Origin of the sequence: Pseudomonas sp. PA1(2017), from assembly GCF_001945375.1 — a bacterium.
Lineage (GTDB): Bacteria > Pseudomonadota > Gammaproteobacteria > Pseudomonadales > Pseudomonadaceae > Aquipseudomonas.
The window spans coordinates 41,076-58,255 of sequence record NZ_MSXU01000014.1 but is presented as its reverse complement, the minus strand read 5'-3'; the positions used below and the strand labels follow the sequence as shown (position 1 = coordinate 58,255).

19 protein-coding genes are annotated in these 17,180 nt (G+C 63.7%); 6 read left to right on the top strand and 13 right to left on the bottom strand.

Going from position 1 to position 17,180, the window contains the following annotated elements; all coding sequences use genetic code 11:
* Positions 1 to 7: 7 nt before the first annotated feature.
* Complete coding sequence (locus BVH01_RS19630) at positions 8 to 904, bottom strand: LysR family transcriptional regulator (protein ID WP_075931917.1); 897 nt, start codon at positions 902 to 904, stop codon at positions 8 to 10.
* Between the two features lie 148 nt (positions 905 to 1,052).
* Here BVH01_RS19630 and BVH01_RS19625 point away from each other — a divergent pair, with 148 nt between their 5' ends.
* The 3 genes from BVH01_RS19625 to BVH01_RS19615 all read left to right on the top strand — a co-directional run bounded on the left by BVH01_RS19625 (position 1,053) and on the right by BVH01_RS19615 (position 4,143).
* Entirely contained in the window at positions 1,053 to 2,249 is a 1,197-nt protein-coding gene (locus BVH01_RS19625; RefSeq protein WP_075931916.1) for an MFS transporter, read from the top strand.
* Between the two features lie 107 nt (positions 2,250 to 2,356).
* Positions 2,357 to 3,142 (top strand): sulfite exporter TauE/SafE family protein, encoded by a 786-nt coding sequence (locus BVH01_RS19620; protein ID WP_075931915.1) that lies wholly within the window; start codon positions 2,357 to 2,359, stop codon positions 3,140 to 3,142.
* 305 nt (positions 3,143 to 3,447) lie between these two features.
* Entirely contained in the window at positions 3,448 to 4,143 is a 696-nt protein-coding gene (locus BVH01_RS19615; protein WP_075931914.1) for a GntR family transcriptional regulator, read from the top strand.
* Between the two features lie 48 nt (positions 4,144 to 4,191).
* On the opposite strand, the gene BVH01_RS19610 is transcribed toward BVH01_RS19615, so the two are convergent.
* From BVH01_RS19610 to BVH01_RS19580, 7 genes are all read right to left on the bottom strand, one after another.
* Positions 4,192 to 5,013 (bottom strand): ABC transporter ATP-binding protein, encoded by an 822-nt coding sequence (locus BVH01_RS19610; RefSeq protein WP_075931913.1) that lies wholly within the window; start codon positions 5,011 to 5,013, stop codon positions 4,192 to 4,194.
* The gene (locus BVH01_RS19605) at positions 5,010 to 5,774 is read right to left on the bottom strand and encodes an ABC transporter permease (RefSeq protein ID WP_075931912.1); all 765 of its coding nucleotides are present in this window, start codon (positions 5,772 to 5,774) and stop codon (positions 5,010 to 5,012) included. The genes BVH01_RS19610 and BVH01_RS19605 overlap by 4 nt, the downstream gene beginning before the upstream one ends.
* Positions 5,775 to 5,785: 11 nt before the next feature.
* Positions 5,786 to 6,805, bottom strand: coding sequence for an ABC transporter substrate-binding protein (locus BVH01_RS19600; protein ID WP_075931911.1), 1,020 nt, complete (start codon positions 6,803 to 6,805; stop codon positions 5,786 to 5,788).
* A 198-nt stretch (positions 6,806 to 7,003) separates the two neighbouring features.
* Complete coding sequence (locus tag BVH01_RS19595; RefSeq protein WP_075931910.1) at positions 7,004 to 8,221, bottom strand: amidohydrolase family protein; 1,218 nt, start codon at positions 8,219 to 8,221, stop codon at positions 7,004 to 7,006.
* Positions 8,218 to 10,710: an ATP-binding cassette domain-containing protein gene (locus BVH01_RS19590; RefSeq protein ID WP_075931909.1), complete on the bottom strand. Its 2,493-nt coding sequence runs from the start codon at positions 10,708 to 10,710 to the stop codon at positions 8,218 to 8,220. Before BVH01_RS19590 ends, BVH01_RS19595 begins: the two co-directional genes overlap by 4 nt.
* Positions 10,707 to 11,576 (bottom strand): branched-chain amino acid ABC transporter permease, encoded by an 870-nt coding sequence (locus tag BVH01_RS19585; protein WP_075931908.1) that lies wholly within the window; start codon positions 11,574 to 11,576, stop codon positions 10,707 to 10,709. The genes BVH01_RS19590 and BVH01_RS19585 overlap by 4 nt, the downstream gene beginning before the upstream one ends.
* Positions 11,577 to 11,623: 47 nt before the next feature.
* Complete coding sequence (locus BVH01_RS19580) at positions 11,624 to 12,805, bottom strand: ABC transporter substrate-binding protein (protein WP_075931907.1); 1,182 nt, start codon at positions 12,803 to 12,805, stop codon at positions 11,624 to 11,626.
* Positions 12,806 to 12,992: 187 nt separating this feature from the next.
* Here BVH01_RS19580 and BVH01_RS19575 point away from each other — a divergent pair, with 187 nt between their 5' ends.
* On the top strand, positions 12,993 to 13,391 hold the full coding sequence (locus BVH01_RS19575) for a nuclear transport factor 2 family protein (RefSeq protein WP_075931906.1): 399 nt from the start codon (positions 12,993 to 12,995) through the stop codon (positions 13,389 to 13,391).
* A gap of 32 nt (positions 13,392 to 13,423) precedes the next feature.
* Here BVH01_RS19575 and BVH01_RS19570 read toward each other — a convergent pair whose 3' ends face one another.
* Together BVH01_RS19570 and BVH01_RS19565 are read right to left on the bottom strand one after the other, a co-directional pair.
* The gene (locus tag BVH01_RS19570; RefSeq protein WP_075931905.1) at positions 13,424 to 13,939 is read right to left on the bottom strand and encodes an O-acetyl-ADP-ribose deacetylase; all 516 of its coding nucleotides are present in this window, start codon (positions 13,937 to 13,939) and stop codon (positions 13,424 to 13,426) included.
* A 14-nt stretch (positions 13,940 to 13,953) separates the two neighbouring features.
* Positions 13,954 to 14,379 (bottom strand): hypothetical protein, encoded by a 426-nt coding sequence (locus BVH01_RS19565; RefSeq protein WP_075931904.1) that lies wholly within the window; start codon positions 14,377 to 14,379, stop codon positions 13,954 to 13,956.
* A gap of 92 nt (positions 14,380 to 14,471) precedes the next feature.
* On the opposite strand from BVH01_RS19565, the gene pdxY reads away from it, so the two are divergent.
* Entirely contained in the window at positions 14,472 to 15,350 is an 879-nt protein-coding gene (gene pdxY, locus BVH01_RS19560; RefSeq protein ID WP_075931903.1) for a pyridoxal kinase PdxY, read from the top strand.
* Complete coding sequence (locus tag BVH01_RS19555) at positions 15,347 to 15,748, top strand: hypothetical protein (protein ID WP_075931902.1); 402 nt, start codon at positions 15,347 to 15,349, stop codon at positions 15,746 to 15,748. The genes pdxY and BVH01_RS19555 overlap by 4 nt, the downstream gene beginning before the upstream one ends.
* 13 nt (positions 15,749 to 15,761) lie before the next feature.
* On the opposite strand, the gene BVH01_RS19550 is transcribed toward BVH01_RS19555, so the two are convergent.
* The 3 genes from BVH01_RS19550 to BVH01_RS19540 form a co-directional block, all read right to left on the bottom strand.
* Entirely contained in the window at positions 15,762 to 16,016 is a 255-nt protein-coding gene (locus tag BVH01_RS19550; protein WP_075932117.1) for a hypothetical protein, read from the bottom strand.
* 61 nt (positions 16,017 to 16,077) lie between these two features.
* Positions 16,078 to 16,533 (bottom strand): DUF2846 domain-containing protein, encoded by a 456-nt coding sequence (locus tag BVH01_RS19545; protein ID WP_139317880.1) that lies wholly within the window; start codon positions 16,531 to 16,533, stop codon positions 16,078 to 16,080.
* A gap of 68 nt (positions 16,534 to 16,601) precedes the next feature.
* A complete protein-coding gene (locus BVH01_RS19540; RefSeq protein WP_075931901.1) occupies positions 16,602 to 17,012 on the bottom strand; it encodes a hypothetical protein in 411 nt (136 codons plus the stop codon).
* Positions 17,013 to 17,180: the final 168 nt, after the last annotated feature.

Below are 17,180 nucleotides of genomic sequence, written 5' to 3'. Positions count from 1 at the left end.
CTGGCAGTCAGCCAGGCTGCGCCCCGAACAGGTTGGCGCCCATATGGTCGATCAAGGCTCTGAGCTTGGGCAGTGCATACTTGCTGGTCGGCCAGAGCATCCAGAAGGTTCCCGCACTGTCGAGATGGTCGGCGAGGACGGTTTGCAGACGACCGGTGGCGATCTGCCGAGCGACCATGAAGTCCGGCAGGCAGGCGATACCCTGGCCGGCGCAGGCAACCTGCAGCAGGCTGGCGATGCTGTTGCAGATCGCGCGGGGCTTTAGTGTGGCTTGCAGGTCGCTGTGGTTGCCGCGCAGCGGCCAGCGCTCCAGCTTGCCGCTAGCATGGAAGCGGTGCATCAGGCAGGCATGTTCGCGTAGCTCGGCGGGTGTGCTGGGCGTGCCGTGCTGATGCAGATAATCAGGCGTCGCCACCAGGTTCAGGCTGAAGCTGCCAAGCTGGCGCGCGGTCAGGCGTGAGTCCTGCAGGGTGCCGGTGCGTGTTACCGCGTCGAAACCTTCTTCGAAGATATCGACCATGCGGTTCGACAGGTCGATGTCCAGCTCGATCTGCGGGTAGCGCTGCATGAATTCGATCAGTACCGGCATCACCAGTTCGCCCACCCGCGGCAGGCTGATACGCAGCCGTCCGCTGGGGGCGGCGGCGGCACTGGATATCTCCAGCTGGGCGGCTTCCAGCTCGCAGAGCACCTTGCGGCAGCGTTCCAGAAACCGCTGGCCCTCGGGGGTCAGGGTCATGCTGCGGGTGCTGCGATGCAGCAGGCGCACGCCGAGACGCTGCTCCAGGCGGGCGATGCTTTTGCCTACTGCGGAGGCGGAAACACCCAGCAGCCGGGCACTGTCGGTGAAGCTGCAGGTGTTGGCGACTTGTACGAAGACGGCGATGCCGCTGAGGTTATCCATACGGCTAGTGTGCCTGAAAGATTCCGGACTCAAGTGTCCTATAAGTTGAGAATAATGGCCTGTTTTTCTCGATGATGCGGCTGCCTACGCTGGCTGTGCTCGGTCGGCCGCGGGTCGCGGTACCGAGAGCTGACAGGCGCACCATTCGATGCTCAACGACAATTCCACGCTCATCGCGAGTCCGGCAGACGAGCCGACCACCGAGCGGCTGCCGCTCAACGGGCTGCTGGTCCTCGCCGCTGCGGGTTTCATCACCATTCTTACCGAGGCCTTGCCGGCTGGCCTGCTGCCGCAGCTGAGTGCCGACCTTGACGTCAGTCAGGCCATGGCCGGTCAGATGGTCACCCTGTATGCGTTGGGATCGCTGTTGGCGGCCATTCCAATGGTCATCGCTACACGCCGTTGGCGCAGGCGACCACTGCTGCTACTGGCGATCGGCGGCTTTGCCGCGGTCAACAGCATCACCGCGTTGTCCAGCCTTTACGGATTGACGCTGGTCGCGCGGTTCTTCGCCGGAGTGTTTGCCGGGCTTCTCTGGGCGCTGGTTGCCGGGTATGCGGCGCGCATGGTCGCGCCTCATCTGGCTGGGCGGGCGATTGCCGTGGCCATGGTCGGTACGCCGTTGGCGCTGTCGCTGGGGATACCGGCGGGAACCTGGCTCGGGACGCTGCTGGGCTGGCGTTACACCTTTGCGCTGATGAGTGTTCTGACCCTGTTGTTGCTGGTCTGGGGGCACGTCGTGTTGAAAGACTTTCCCGGCCAGGACGATGCCCGGCCTGCCTCGTTGGGCGGCGTGGTCAGGCTGCCGGGTGTACGTTCCGTGTTGGCCGCCATCTTGGTCTTCGTACTGGCGCACAACCTGCTTTACACCTACATCGCGGCATTTCTCGCTCATCTGGGCATGGCGGGTGAGGTGGATCGCGTGCTGCTGGCATTCGGCCTGGCCGCGCTGCTGGGAATCTGGCTGACGGGGCTGCTGATCGATCACAGTCTGCGGCCGCTCAGTTTGCTCAGTGCTGCGACACTGGCGCTGGCCTGCACGCTCTTGGCGTTGTGGAATGATTCTGCCGCGCTGGTGTACGGCGCTGTGGCGGCTTGGTGCGTGGCGTTCGGCGGCATACCCGCGCTGTTCCAGACCGCATTGATCCGCGCATCAGGGAAGGATGCGGATGTCGCTCAGTCGATGTGCGTCACGGCCTGGAATCTCGGCATCGCGGGTGGAGGTATCGCGGGCGGGTTGCTGCTGGCTCGGTTCGACAGCACGATCTTGCCATGGGCTGCTGCCGGGTTGGGATTGGTGACCGTAGCGATCATCTTCCAGGCGCGGCGACATGGATTCGCCTGAGTCGATAAACCGTTATAAGCAAATGCTTACTCGGTATATGTCCTTTATGTTCAAGTAGTTATCCTGCGCGCCTGACAAATGAGCCGACAACGGCAATTGGGGCAGGTATGGATTTTGGTGGCTTGGGCTTCGTCATCGCGGGGCTGGTAGTAGGCTTTATCGTGGGCATGACGGGCGTGGGCGGCGGCTCACTGATGACACCCATTCTGCTGTGGTTCGGCATCAACCCGGCAGCGGCGGTCGGCACCGACTTGCTGTATGCGGCGATCACCAAGGCTGGTGGGGTTTTCGTCCACCAGCGCAACCGCAATATCGACTGGTCGGTGACCGCCTGGTTGGCGGCGGGCAGCGTGCCTGCGGCCTTGTTGACGCTGCTGGCGCTGACTCTGCTGCCGGGCGATCAACATGCCACCAACGCCTTGATCAAGCATTCTCTGGGTATCGTGCTGCTGCTCACGGCCACGGCGATCCTGTTCAAGAAACAGCTGTTCTCCTTCGCCAGCCGCCATGCCGGCGATGGGTTTCACTTCAGCCCGGGGCGGCTCAACGCGTTGACGGTCGTGGTCGGCCTGGTGCTCGGCTTCATGGTCACCCTGACCTCCATCGGTGCCGGCGCCCTGGGCACCGTGGCGCTGTTCCTGCTCTATCCGCTGATGCCCACGCGCCGCCTGGTGGGCACCGAAATCGCCCACGCCGTGCCGCTGACCTTGGTGGCCGGTCTTGGCCATGCTGGGCTCGGCAATCTGGACTGGGGCGTGCTGGGTTATCTGCTGCTGGGCTCGCTGCCGGGCATTTTCTTCGGCAGCCACCTGTCCGGGCGCGTATCGGACAACGTGCTGCGCCCGTTCCTGGCGATCATGCTGATGGTGATCGGTTACAAGCTGGCGTTCTGATTAGCGCAACCTGAGCGGCCCGTGGTGCGCCATGGGTAACTGCGTTGCCTTCGTGGCAGCGCAGGGCGCCATCAGGGCTTTCACTTCGATAGCAAGGCGATTGGTTATGGCTAGCAGCATCTGATATCTCGCGCTGTTTGCTGCACAGGTGTTCGTCGAAACTGCCCAGCCCCGTTCGCTGGACGCGCATTGGCATAGCGCTAGCGAAGCATGTTTACCCGACTCACGTGGCTGACGGATAATGCGCCGGTGCAAGCGTTCGTGGCGGGCCATCTTGGCGCGTCGACGTGGGATCAGAGGACCAGATGGCAGCGAAGACCGTCACCAGCAAGCAAGCTGAAGTGCAGCGCATCGTCGATGTGTTGTTCAAGGCTATCGCACAGCATCGCTTGCCGCCCGGAACGCGCCTGATCGAAGCGCAGATCGTCGAGACCCTGCAGGCCAATCGCAATCATGTTCAGGCGGCGCTGCAACGTTTGGCCTTGCAGCGGGTGGTGACCATCGAGCCGAACCGCGGCGCCATGGTCGCTCAGCCCAGCGCCAAGGAGGCGCGGGAGATATTCGCGGCGAGGCGCGCCATCGAGCGGGCCATCGTCGAAAGCATCACGCCGGCGATCATGCACAAGCAGCGTCAGCGGGTGGCTACTCACATGAGCAACGAGCGCAAGGCCACCAGTGCTACCGATCGGCGCGCCATCGTTCGCGAGCTGAGCGAGTTTCACCTGATGCTCGGCGAGATCAGCGGCAACTCGGTGCTCAGCGAGATCCTCGCCAACCTGATGGTGCGCAGCTCACTGATCGTCGCCCTTTACCAGCGCAATGACGTGCCGTCCTGCGCCTCGGACGAACACCAGCAGATCATCACCGCGCTGGAGAAGGGCGACCATGCGCAGGCTGCTGCGGTGATGCTCGAACACCTGGACGAACTCGAAGCCCAGCTGGACCTGGATGACCAGGCCGAGCCCGAGATCAACCTGCGTCAGGCATTGGCGGGGCTGTAACGCGGTAGCTCATGGATCTGCCATAAATGTGTGCGCAACTGGTGAGACTCAAAGCGCCATCTCGCGCCTGAACACCTCCAGCGTATGCGCCTTGACCCGCACGAACTCCGGATGGCTCATGATCTCCGCACCCCGTGGGCGGGGCAGGTCGAACCTGACGATTTCGGCAACCCGGGTGGGGCGTCGGGTCAGCAACAGGATCTCATCGGCCAGAAATACCGCGTCTTCCAGATCATGGGAGACGATCAGCATGGTGACGCCGGTCGCCAGTTGCACCTCCTGCAATTTGTCGCGGATGAACAAGGTCATCTCGAAATCCAGCGCGGAGAACGGCTCGTCGAGGAACATCACTTCCGGGCGCGGCGCCAGTGCCCGCATGATGCACACGGTCTGCTGCTGGCCGCCGGAGAGCTCGTAGGGATAACGGTCGAGATCGAAGCGGATATCGAACATCTGCGTGAGTTCCTCGACGCGTGCGTTCACATCCGCCTTGCTCATGCCCTGGCGAACCAGCGGATAGGCGATATTGGCGCGGGCACTCATCCACGGGAACAACGCATCGCGATAGTTCTGGAACACGTAGCCGATCGTGGTCTGGGCGAGCGTCTTGCCATCGAACAGAATCTCGCCTTTGTCCATCGGCAGCAGCCCGGCGATCATGTTCATCAGGGTCGACTTGCCGCAGCCGTTGGGCCCGAAGGTCGAGACGATCTTGCCGCGCGGCAGGTCGAGGTCCAGGTCGGTGTACAACGGCTGGCCGGCAAAGGCCTTGCTCAGGCCGCGAATGGTGACATGGGTATCGGCGCGCGGTGTGTTGCCGGGTGCCTGTGAGGTGCCAAGAGTGTGGGCGAGGGAAAGCGCGTGCGTCATGCCTGGCTACTCCAGTGGACGGTTTTTTTCTCGATGAGCAGGAACGCCAGGTTGAGCAGATAGCCCAGGGCGCCGGTGATCAGGATCGAGGCGTACATGTCCTTGATGTTGAAGACCTGCTGGGCATCGATGATTCGGTGGCCCAGGCCGTTCTCCGAGCCGATGAACATTTCTGCGACGATCACGATGACCAGGGCGATGGACACCCCGGTACGCAAGCCGACGAAGGTCTGCGCGAGGCTTTCCATCAACAGGATGTCCTTGAAAATGTGCCAGCGCGAAATGCCCATCACCTTGGCGGCCATCAGCCGGGTTTTCTTGGCGTTCATCACGCCGTAGGCGCTGTTGAACAGAATCACCAGCACGGCGGCGAAGGCGGCGATGGCGATCTTGTTCGCATCGCTGATGCCGAAGATCAGCATGAACAGCGGGATCAGCGCCGAGGAGGGCGTCGAGCGAAAGAAGTCGATCAGGAACTCCAGGCTGCGGTAGACCTTTTCGCTGCTGCCCAGAATGACCCCCAGGGGCACGCCCACCGCAGCCGCGAAGGCGAACGCGGCCAACGTGCGGTAAAGGGTCGAGGCAATGTCGGTGCGCATGGATGATTCGCTGAACGACTGGAACATGAAACCCAGGGTTTCGAGCGGCGAGGGCAGCAGAACCGGATTCAGCCACTGTGCGCTGACGGCCAGCTGCCATAACGCGAACAGCAGCAGCGGGCCGATCAGCGGCAGCAGGCGCGAGGACCAGGGTGATGTCATGGCGATTCTCCTCAGCCCTGATAGATCAGCGCAGCCACGTCGATCGGTTTGCTGAAGATGTTCCGCTCTGTGAACACGTCATAGAACTTCTGGAACCACTGCAGGTTGTCGCCTTGCAGTTCGGAATACATGACGAAGCCCGGCAGTGGCACCTCGTTGACCAGATCCGCTTCGATGCTGGTGTAGCCGACGATGTTCTTGCGTGCCTGCTCCGGCTGCACGGCAATGAATTCCACGGCCTTCTGGTAGGCGGCGATGAAGGCCTTCGCCTGCTCCGGTTTGCGCTCGATGAAGCTGCTGTTCAGCGCCGCCGCACCACCGAACCAGGGCGCATCGGCATTGCCGAGCACGTACTTGGAGATGACGCCGGTTTCCAGGGTGCGCGACAGGTTCTTCATGCGCCCCACGGTGCCGGTCGGCTCCAGCGTGTAGACCCCGTCGATCTGGCCGGCCGCCAGGGCTGGTGCGTGCTGGCCGACGGGGAGTTCGATGACCGACGGGTCGGAGAAGCCATTTTTCTCCAGAATGATCTTGGCCATGGTGACGTTCTGGATGCCGGGGCCGCAGGCGATCTTCTTGCCTTGCAGATCGCCGATGCTTTGCGCGGTGCTGTTGAGCGGCACCAGAAACTCATCCAGAACCAGGCGGTGGTTCGACGGGTTGGAGCAGATGATCTTGAACAGCCCCGGCATGGTGATCGCGCCGAGGCCGAGCGCGCCGGTCGCTGTGCCGTTGGCGCAACCGTGAATGCGACCGGTGATCATGCCTTCGACGATTTGCTGCGGGCTGGAGAACTTGACGCTTTTGACGTTCAGCCCGGCGTCCTTGAATAAGTCCTGTTCCAGGCCGACATACAGCGGAAGACCGCCGACGATGGGCCAGTAACCGATACGAATTTCCTCGTCATCGGCGAACGCGCCTGCAGGAAGCAGGCTGCCGAGCGTCAGCGCGCTTCCCGTCACGCCCAGCCACTTCAGCAACTGGCGACGATCCAGCTGGAGACAACGATTTTCAGGTTTGCGGTCTTTCATCGGTTTTCCCTGTTTCAGATGTGGCGTATGCAGAGCTGCAAGCACGTGCCGTTCCAGGTTGATAAAGTCATTGAATTCAGTGGCTTGGGTATTTTCCGTGACGTAATCACGGCGATATCTGCGCAGCGCGGATAAACAGGCCCCAGGTTGGCGCACGAGCCCCGGTTGCCGACCCTGTCACCTTCACGATGGGCGCCGTCATGGCTTGAACAGCCGTGCCTGGGCGCGCTCGAAGGTCTTGCGGCCGGCCTTGTAGCCCATCAGCGGTGGGCTGATCTCAGCCACCACGGCGGCCAGCGACGGCGCATCGAATACGATGAAGTCGGCGCGGCAGCCGGGCGTCAGGCCATAGGCGGGCAGGCGCAGCAGGCGGGCCGACTCACTCGACACCCAGCTCAGGCAGCGCAGCAGTTCGGTTTCGGTCGCGAGTTGGCTGACGTTGGCGAACAGGTTGGCCTGGCGCACCAGCGAGGCGTCTCCATACGGGGTGAAGGGGTTGCCGATGTTGTTGGTCGACAGCGAACAGGTCACGCCACAGGCGTGCAGGTGCTGCAAAGGCGCCAGGCCACGGGGCCGGTTGTGGAAGTGTTCGCGGCCGGTGAGGAACAGATCGGTACTCGGCAGGCAGGTAACCTGCACGCCGGCCTCGGCCAGCGACTGGGCGACCGCCAGCAGAGTCTCCCTGGGCAAAGTCGACAGCTTGGTGACATGGCCGATGGTCACCCGGCCACCCCAGCCGTGCTGATGGGTGCAGCGGATCACCTCGCCGATGGTCATGCTTTCGGGGTTGAGATCGAAATCCAGGTGGAAATCCAGGTCGCGGTCGAACGCCACCGCCAGTTCGAACAGCCGGCGGATTTGTGCGCCAGGGTCAGCATCGGTGTACGGGCAGCCGCCCAGCACCTCGGCACCCATGGCCAGCGCCTCGCACAGCAGGGTTTCGGTGCCGGGGTTGTTGAGCAGGCCCTCCTGGGGGAATACGCAGATTTCCAGGCTGATGGCCCAGGCGTAATCGGCCTGCAGGCGGCGCACCGCATTGAAGCCGGTCAGGCCGATCTGCGGGTCGATCTCGACGTGCGTGCGCATGTGCGTGGTGCCCTGGATGATGGCCTTGTCGAGCACCTGGGCACCGCGTTGGTAAACGTCCGCTTCGGTGAACTCGGCCTTGGCCGAGCGGGTCTGGGCGATGGCCTCGGCCAGGGTGCCTTCGCTCAGCTGGCAGCGCTGCATGATGCAGGCCTTGTCCAGATGGATATGGGTTTCCACCAGGCCGGGCAGCAGCAGCTTGCCCTGCAGGTCGAGGATCTCGGCGCCGGCACCTGGCGCACTGACGAAGCGGCCGTCTTCCACGTACAGGGTCTCAAGTGCCGTGGCATCGGCGCCGAGGCGGGCATTGATGAGGGTCAGTGCGCTCATGCTGCGGCGCCTCCCAGGTAAGCCGCTTCCAGTTCCGGGTCGCCGCGTAGCGCTTCGGCGCTGCCAGATTTGACGATGCGTCCGGTTTCCAGCACGTAGGCGCGATCAGCCACCTGCAGGGCGAGGTTGGCCATCTGGTCGACCAGCAGCAGGGTCACGCCTTCGTCGCGCAGGGCGGCCAGGGCGTCGTACAGCTCGCCGATCATGGCGGGCGACAGGCCCAGGGAAGGCTCGTCGAGCAGCAGGATCTTCGGTTTGGCCATCAGCCCGCGGCCGATCGCCACCATCTGCTGCTCACCGCCGGAGAGCAGGCCGGCCGGGCTGTCGATGCGATCACGCAGACGCGGGAAGCGCCGCAGGATACTGTCGATTTCCGCCTCGGCATCGAAGGCTTCCTTGCGCGAGTAGCCGCCGAGCAGCAGGTTGTCACGCACGCTGAGTTGCGCGAACACCTGACGGCCCTCCGGCACCAGGGCCAGGCCCTGGGTGGCGATGGTGCTGGCGTCGGCGTGTTCGATGTTCTCGTTGTCGAGCAGAATGCTGCCGCCACTGGCTCTGTGCAGCCCGGCCAGGCACTGCAGGATGCTCGACTTGCCGGCTCCGTTGGCGCCCAGGATGGCGATCAGCTCGCCAGGGTTGACCACGATATTGACCTTGTCGACCACCGGTGCGGCGCCGTAGTCGATCACCAGATCCTTGATGTACAGACGAGCATTGCGCGAGCCATCCCAGGCCTCGGCCCGCGGTGTGGCCTGATAGCGGGTGCCGCCCAGGTAAGCGGCGATCACCCGTTCGTCCTTGCGCACGTCCTCCGGTACGCCCCAGGCGATGGGCTTGCCAGCGTCGAGCACCAGCAGGCGCTCGGACACGGCCATCACCAGGCCCATATCGTGTTCGACCAGGATGACGGCGATACCAAACCCGGCCAGGGTTCTGAACAGGCCCGCCAGGCGATCGGTGTCGCTGCGGCTGAGCCCGGCAGCCGGCTCGTCGAGCAGCAGCACGCGTGGGCAGGTGGCCAGGGCGCGGGCGATTTCCACCAGGCGCCGGTCGACGTGGGCCAGGTCATCGGCCGGGGTGTTCACCGAACCGCCATAACCGACCAACGTCAGCAATTGCAGCGCCAATTGGCGCCGGGTTTCGCTGGCGCACTTCAAGGGCAGGCCGAGACGACCCTGCTGCATGGCCACCAGCAAATTCTCCAGCACCGACAGTTCGCCGAACAGCTGGGTAGTCTGGTAAGTGCGGGCGATGCCGGCGCGGGCGATCTTCCAGGCCGGCAGGCCGGCCAGGGGGCGGCCCAGGTCGATACTGCCGCTATCGGGTGCGTAGAAGCCGCTGATCATGTTCAGCACCGTGGTCTTGCCCGCGCCATTGGGGCCGATGATGCTGGTGATGCTGCCCGCCGGTGCATGCAGGCTGACGTGTTGCGCCGCCTGCACGCCGCCGAAGCGAATGCCGATGTCCTTGACCTGAAGGCCTTCGGGGGCGGCGTTGTCCTGCTGGAAGAAGGCGCTCAGTTGCGCCTGATCGAAAGTCGCCGGGGCGGCCTGGTGGGCAGGTCGCAGCCACAGGCTGGCCAGGGTGCCGAGCAGCCCTCGCGGTGCAGCCCAGAGCACGCAGAGCAGTAGCACCGAGAAGATCAGCAGGCGGTATTCGGCGAAATCCGAGAGCATTTCCGGCAGCAGCACGATCAGCAGGGCACCGAGCAGTGGGCCGAACAGGGTGCCGCTGCCGCCGACGATCACGGCCAGCACGAACAGGATCGATTGCGAGAAGGGGAACGAGGCCGGGTTGATGAACATCATCAGCGGCGCCACCAGAGAACCGGCCAGGCCAGTCAGCAGGGCGGACAGGGCGAAGGCCAGGGTCTTGGTCTGCACCGGGTTGAAGCCGAGGGAGCGGGCGGCGATCTCGGTGGATTTCACGGCGCGCATGGCCATGCCCCAGCCACTGCGACGCAGGCGCTGGAACAGCGCCAGGGCAGCAATCATCAGGGCGGTGGCGATCAGGGCCAGGCTCACGCTTGGATCGAGGCTGCCGATTTCCGGCATGGGAATGCCCATCAGGCCGTTGGCCCCGCCGGTCAGCGAGCGCCATTCGATCAAACCGTGGTGGACCACCAGGGCGAAGGCGATGGTGATCATCGCCAGGTACGGGCCGCTGACGCGCAGGGCCGGAATCGCCAGCAACGCGCCGATGGCCGCGCAGGCCAGGCCGGCGGTGATCATCGCCAGGCCCAGGGGCAGGCCGGCCATGGTCAGCAGCGCGGACACATAGGCGCCGATGGCGTAGAAAGCGATGTGGCCGAAAGAGATCTGTCCGCTCAGGCCGATCAGAATGTTCAGGCCCACGCCAACCACCACGGCCAGCGCGCAGAAGGTGAAGACCAGCAGCGAGTAGCTGTCGAGCAGCAGCGTGGCGGCAATGCAGGCCAGCGTCAGCAGGGCCAGGGAAGCGGGAGCGAACAGCGAATTCTTCAGGGTCATACTTTCACCAGGGTCTTGCTGCCGAACAGGCCATTGGGGCGCAGCGCCAGGGCCAGGATGACCAGGGCGAAGGTGAACAACTGGGTGAAGGCCGAGCCGAAATAGAGGGTCACCAGCGCCTCGACCAACCCGAACAGCAGGCCGGCGGCGAATACCCCGCCAGCGCTGGCGATGCCGCCGAGAATCGCCACGGCGAAGGCCTTGAGGCCGAACAGCAGGCCCATCTCGGCATTCACGCTGAACAGTGGCGCGATCAACAGGCCGGCGATGGCGGCGAACACGGTCGACACCGCAAAGGCCACGGCCACCACCCGGTTGACGCGGACGCCCATCAGCATCGCCGCCTTGGGGTTCTGCACGCAGGCTTCCAGCACCTTGCCCAGGCGGGTATGGCGGCGTACCAGAAACAACGCCAGGGCGATGCCGCCGCCTACCAGCGGAATCAGCAGTTGCAACACGCCGACGTTGTTGCCCAGCAGTTCCAGATGCTGATTGGCCAGCGCCGAGGTGAACTGCCGTGGCTCCTTGCCAAAGGTGAACAGCGCCAGGTTGTCGACCAGGATGCCCGCCGCCACCGTCGCCATCAGCCAGGCTTCGGAGCCGCGCGAATGGAAGGGGCGAACCAGAAAACGCTCGATGATCAGCCCATACAGGGCGCACAGCGCCAGGGTGGCCGGAACCGCCAGCCACAGCGGCCAGCCCCAGGTGATGTGGAAGCTGTAGCCGAGCACGGCGCCGACCATCATGGCGCTGCCCTGGGCGAAGTTGACCGTACGTGACACCACGTAGGTGATGTGGAAGCCCAGGGCCAGCAGGGCATACATGCTGCCCAATCCAAGCCCGGTGATGATGGCGGCGGTGATCATGTCGATAATCCTCCGGGCGCGCCGCAAGGGCTCGCCCGTTCACGGCGTCAGGGGGCGAGCGGGACGATGCGGCCGTCGACGAAATGGGTGAAGACGTAGTCGTCCGGGCCCAGGGCGTCGTGCTTGGTCGGGGTGAAGGGCTGGGTGTAGTCCTTGATCAGGCCCTGGTAGCTGTCGATTGCATAGAAGCCATCGCGAACCTTGCTGCCTTGGGTGTCGCCGGCCTTTTCGATGGCCGCGGCGGCCAGGTGCATGGCGTCGTAGGCATTGGCGATTCCTACTGCCGGGGTCACGTCGGCCAGGCTCTTGATCTCCGGGAAGCGCTGTTTGAGGGCCGCCAGCACGCTGTCACCCCTGGCGCTGTTGTTCTCGGTGAACACGTAGGTCTGGATGAAGTGCACGCGGCTGGCGTTGGGGCCGGCCAGCTCGCTGAAGCGACCGCCTGCCGGGCCCCAGTGGGAAACCACCGGCACGTCCCAGCCCATGCGATCGAGGGACTTGACCACCTGGGCCGAGGGGCCGACGTTGCCGACCATCAGCAGGGTGTCGGTGCCGGCATTCTTCAGGCGGGTGAGTTGCGGCACCACATCGAGGTCGCTGTCTTCGATGCGCTCGATGCCGGCGTAATCCATGCCGCGTTTGGCCAGGGCATCCTTGAAGCCGAGTTCGTTGGATTCGCCCCAGGGATTGTTGATCAGGATCATCCCTGGCTTCTTCATGCCTTTCTTCACGCCGTACTCGACCAGTGCTTCGTCGACCAGCTCGTCCACCGCCGAGACGCGGAATACGTAATTGTCCTTCGCACCGTTCTCGGTGATCTTGGTGCCGGCAGCCCAGATGCCCATGAACGGCACCTTCAGTTGATTGGCCAATGGCACGATGGCCAGGGAAACCGGGGTGTCGAGGCCACCGAACAACACGGCGACCTTTTCCCGCTGCGCCAGTTCGCGGGCGGCCAGCATGCCTTTGGCCGGGTTGCTTTCATCATCGCGACGAATCAATTGCACCGGGCGGCCGAGGATGCCGCCCTTGGCGTTGATTTCGTCTATCGCCACCGTCAAGCCGCGGGTCAGTGCCTCGCCGGATTTCGCCGACTGCCCGGACAGGGCGGCCACCAGCCCGACCTTGATCGGCTCCTCGGCGAGTACCGTAGCGCTCAGCGCCATGGCCAGGCTGGCGGCCGCCGCGCAAGGTAGCAGGCGGCGTAGTGGAGGTAACAGTTTGCGCATGACCTTTCTCCTGATTGCTAGCATTTGTATATAATTTGCTAGCAAGCCTGGTGCCATAACGCGCAGACTGGTGCTGCCGGGGTTGTCCCGCACAGATCAGGGCAGATATGCACGAATAGCGTGCATGTTGCACCACATCCAGGCACGAAAGGTGCCTCGGCAAATCAATAGAGCAGGAGAGTAATTCATGAGCGAGATGAATGAAGCGGTGCAGATTGTTAGCGATTTTCTAGCGGCCTCCATGGCGCCGGATCCCGTCAAGGCCGCCACCTACATGAGCGATGACGTGCGCATCACCTTCACTGGCGGGCGGCACATGCCCACGCCCCAGGACATCACCGCCTTCAACGGCTCGCGTTACGCCTGGGTGAAAAAGGCCCTCGGTCAGTTCGACTGGACCGAGCGTGACGACCACACCGTCGTCTATTCGAACGGCACGCTGTATGGCGAGTGGCCGGATGGCAGCAGTTTTTCCGGTAACCGCTATCTCGATCGTTTCGAAGTGCGCAGCGGCAAGATCACTCGCATGGACGTCTGGAATGACAGCGCCGAGTGGCTGTTGGCTCCCGAGATCGCCAGGGCCTGACCGTACCGTTGGCTGGTGCCTGCCCGGCTGAATCAGTGTCGTTCGGCTAATGCCTTCTGGTAGACCGCCAAGTCATTAGCCGAAAAACAGCAGAACAGCGCCTCGTCGATGCCGGGATACCGCGCCAGTTCGGCCCGCACCGTGCTCACCGCGGTGCGAGCCGCCTGCTCGATGGGGTAGCCGAAGATACCGGTGCTGATGCTCGGAAAGGCGATGGAATGGGCGTCCACCTCGGCCGCCAGGCGCAGGGCGTTGCGGTAGCAGGCGATCAGCAACGCCTCTTCGCCGTGCTCGCCGCCACGCCAGACGGGCCCCACGGTGTGCACGATGAAACGCGCTGGCAATCGGTAGCCGCCGGTACGCTTGGCCTCACCGGTCTTGCAGCCGCCGAGCAGGCGGCATTCGTGCAGCAGGTCGCTGCCGGCGGCACGATGGATGGCGCCATCCACGCCGCCGCCACCGAGCAGTGACGAGTTGGCGGCATTGACGATGGCATCGACCTCGAGCGTGGTGATATCCGCCTCGATGGCGCGTGTTCGTGCGGTCATTGGCGTGGCTTTCTCTACTTGTCGATAGTGACGGCCATGAACCACTTGGGCTGCATGCGCCAGAAGTCGGTGCGCACGTTGTGCTTCAGGGCGCGCTTGGAGTCCAGCACGCGAGCTTGCCCGCCGTCGCGGGCGAACACCACCCAATGCCAGAACGGCCGGCCCTTTTCCAGGCGCCAGCGGATGGCCAGCAATGCGCGATCCGGCAAACGCTCCCAGCCCGGAAACGGCGCCGGTGCTTGGGCCTCGAGCCCTTGGGCGTGCAACAGTCGGGTCACGTACTCGGTGTCCGACCACAGCGCCTGGTCCTCGGCGTAAACGCCCAGCCCGTTGGCGATACGCCGGCTTTCGCTGTAGCTGACCCCAGTCAGCACCGCGCAGGCAGCGATACCGCAACCCGAGGGTTGTTCCTGAATGACTGGGTCGATGGGGTAGGGCATTGGGCACTCCGTTTGCCATGGAATCTCAGGGGGGATTGGCGAATAATGCCGGCACTGGCCTTGCGCCGTCCATGACAGGATCCCGCCCGCCCATGAGCGCTACCCACCCACCTCTGGTGCTATCCATCCAGTCCCACGTTGCCCTCGGCCATGTCGGCAACGACGCCGCCGTGTTCCCGCTGCAGCGCCTGGGCTTCGAAGTGTTGCCGGTGCACACGGTGCAGTTTTCCAACCACACCGGCTACGGCCAGTTTCGCGGCCAGGTGTTCGATGCCGAGCACATTCGCGAGGTGCTCGCCGGCCTGCGTGATCGCGGCGCATTGTCGCGGGTTTCGGCGGTGCTGTCCGGTTACCTGGGCGATGCGGCCATCGGCGCGGTGATTCTCGAGGCGGTGGACGAGATCCGCCGCGACAATCCCAGCGTGCGCTACCTCTGCGACCCGGTGATGGGCGACGTCGGGCGTGGCGTGTTCGTCAATGCGGCGATCCCCGATTTCCTGCGTAACCTGGCGATTCCTTGCGCCAACATCATCACCCCCAACCAGTTCGAGTTCGAGTTGCTCACCGGCAGCAAACTGGGCAGCGTCGACGAGGCGGTGCGGGTGGCGCGTCAGTTGCGCGGTCGCGGGCCGGACGTGGTGGTGATCACCAGCCTGGCCACGCCGGACATTCCCGCGGACCAGCTGTGCACCCTGGCGGTCAATGGCGAGGGCGCCTGGCTGGTGAACACACCGCGCCTGGCGCTGCATCCACTGCCCAACGGCATGGGCGACGTGTTCTCGGCGACCCTGCTGGCGCGCTTGCTGTCCGGCCATGCTTTGCCCCAGGCCCTGGAACTGGCTACCGCCACGCTGTACGCCCTGGTCGGGGCCACCGCCGAAGGCTCGCGTGACCTGCCGCTGGTCAGCGCCCAGGAGCAAATCGTCCAGCCGGCGCAGCGTTATGCGGCCAGCGAAGTGGTATGCCAATGAGTGGTCGTGCCTGGTGTGCAGCGGCGCTGCTGCTGGCCAGTGCGCAGAGCCTGGCTTGTGAAGTGGACACCGGCGCTGCGTTTCGCGATGAGGTGCACGGCAATCTGGTGATACCGGTGCGAGTCGGGCCGGGTGAGCGTTGCGTGGTCCTCGACCATCTCACCGAGGAAGGGCGCAGGACGCGCCGCGAGCTGTGGATGCCGGTGGAGAAGCTGGGTAACAGCACACCCGAACTGGGGCGCTGGAAACGCGAGTATCAGGTCGACGGCGACGTGGCCAAGGTCGACCGCTTCGTCTACCTGGCGGGCGAAAAGCCGGGCGAGGATTCGGTGAAGTTCTCCTCCTTCCCGAACCAGCAGGAGCGCCGGGCCGTCGAGTATCGCATTCGCATCGAGTGATGCGCCCCGCGTCTCAGCACTTGTAGGGGCTTTCGCTCTTGAGCTCTTCACCACTTTGGACGTCACGGATGATGACCGTGGCATCCGGGTGGACCGAGCACATCGCGTTGCGCGCGCTGTAGATGCCACTCCCTTGGGCCGTCATGCTGATGTTCTGGGGCAGCGGCTTGCCAGTGGCATCCTGTAGCGAGAGTTGATAAGTGCCGGAAAGGGTCATGCAGCCGCAGAGCAGGGCGCCGACGCTCATCGATGCTATCAGGTTCTTCATGATGTTCATCCGCGAGCAGAGGCGGGCGCCGTGCGATTAGCTGCAGCGCCCGCGCATGGGGTTACTGGGAAATGGCCAGCTTCGAGTCACGTACGCCCTGCATGCCCTCGGTTTCGTCGACCATTTCGACACCCGCTCCGCCGACGAAAACGCCCATCTTGATGTACTGCCGAACGAAGTAGTTCTTGCCGCCCTCGGCTTGGAAGGTCAGGGCGTTGTCGCTGAACTCAGATTCGGTGGAGATCACGTGCTTGCCAGGTGCGATTTCCTTGTAGAAATAGACCTTGTTGGCAGTTTCGCCAAGCACCTTGCCGTCCAGCGAAACGCTTTTCTTCAATGCCTTGCCCGCGAAGCTGTTGCGGTAAATGTACAGGCCTGCCTTGTCAGCTGCGGGTGCGCTGAACTGCTTCATGGATGCGTCCTGCTCGGCTGGAGCCATGGGCACGGAAGAGCAGCCGGCCAGAACCAGAGAAGCGAGCAGCGCGGAGCCGAGCATCAGTTTTTTCAACACGATCATCATCCTTGTCGTTTTTTCGGGGTGGGGTTGTCGAGCCAGAGGCTCATGGGCAGGCGCGGCAGGCTGTTTCAACTGCCGACGCGTTGCTCGGTAAAACGGTAGTCCGCCTGGCAATCGGCGGTCGGGTCGGCCTTGGTGTTGACGTACTCGACGCTGTCGGCATCGATGAAGCGATAGTCGTACACCTCGGTGGTCTTCACGCCATCGGTTGTCAGGTGGTTCTGGCCGTCGTGGGCCGACCAGCTTCCGCGTTCGGTCTGGATCAGACGCGTTCTTTGTTCATCGGCAAAGAAGCTGATCTCGAAGCGCCCGTCAGGGCGAAAGCTGGAGTTCCAGGCGAAGAACTGGCACGCACCGTTCTTGTCACGCATGCCTTGCCATTCGCCGAGCAGGCGTTGATCCAGAGGTTGGGTAGGGTGGTTCGAGCAGCCGGCGAGAAGGACAGCGAAGCCAGCGCCCAGAAGACGCGTTTTGAACATGATGACATTCCTTGTTCGAGATTCATCCATGGGGCGTCCGTCCATGCCAAACATGGCGGCATGAATTGATGACTATGGTAGCGAAAAGTTCGCCGGTGAAACCAGCTTGGCGGTTATTCGAAGCTCCATAGTGCAACGGCATTCAAATCGTATCGATGCTGCTTGAAA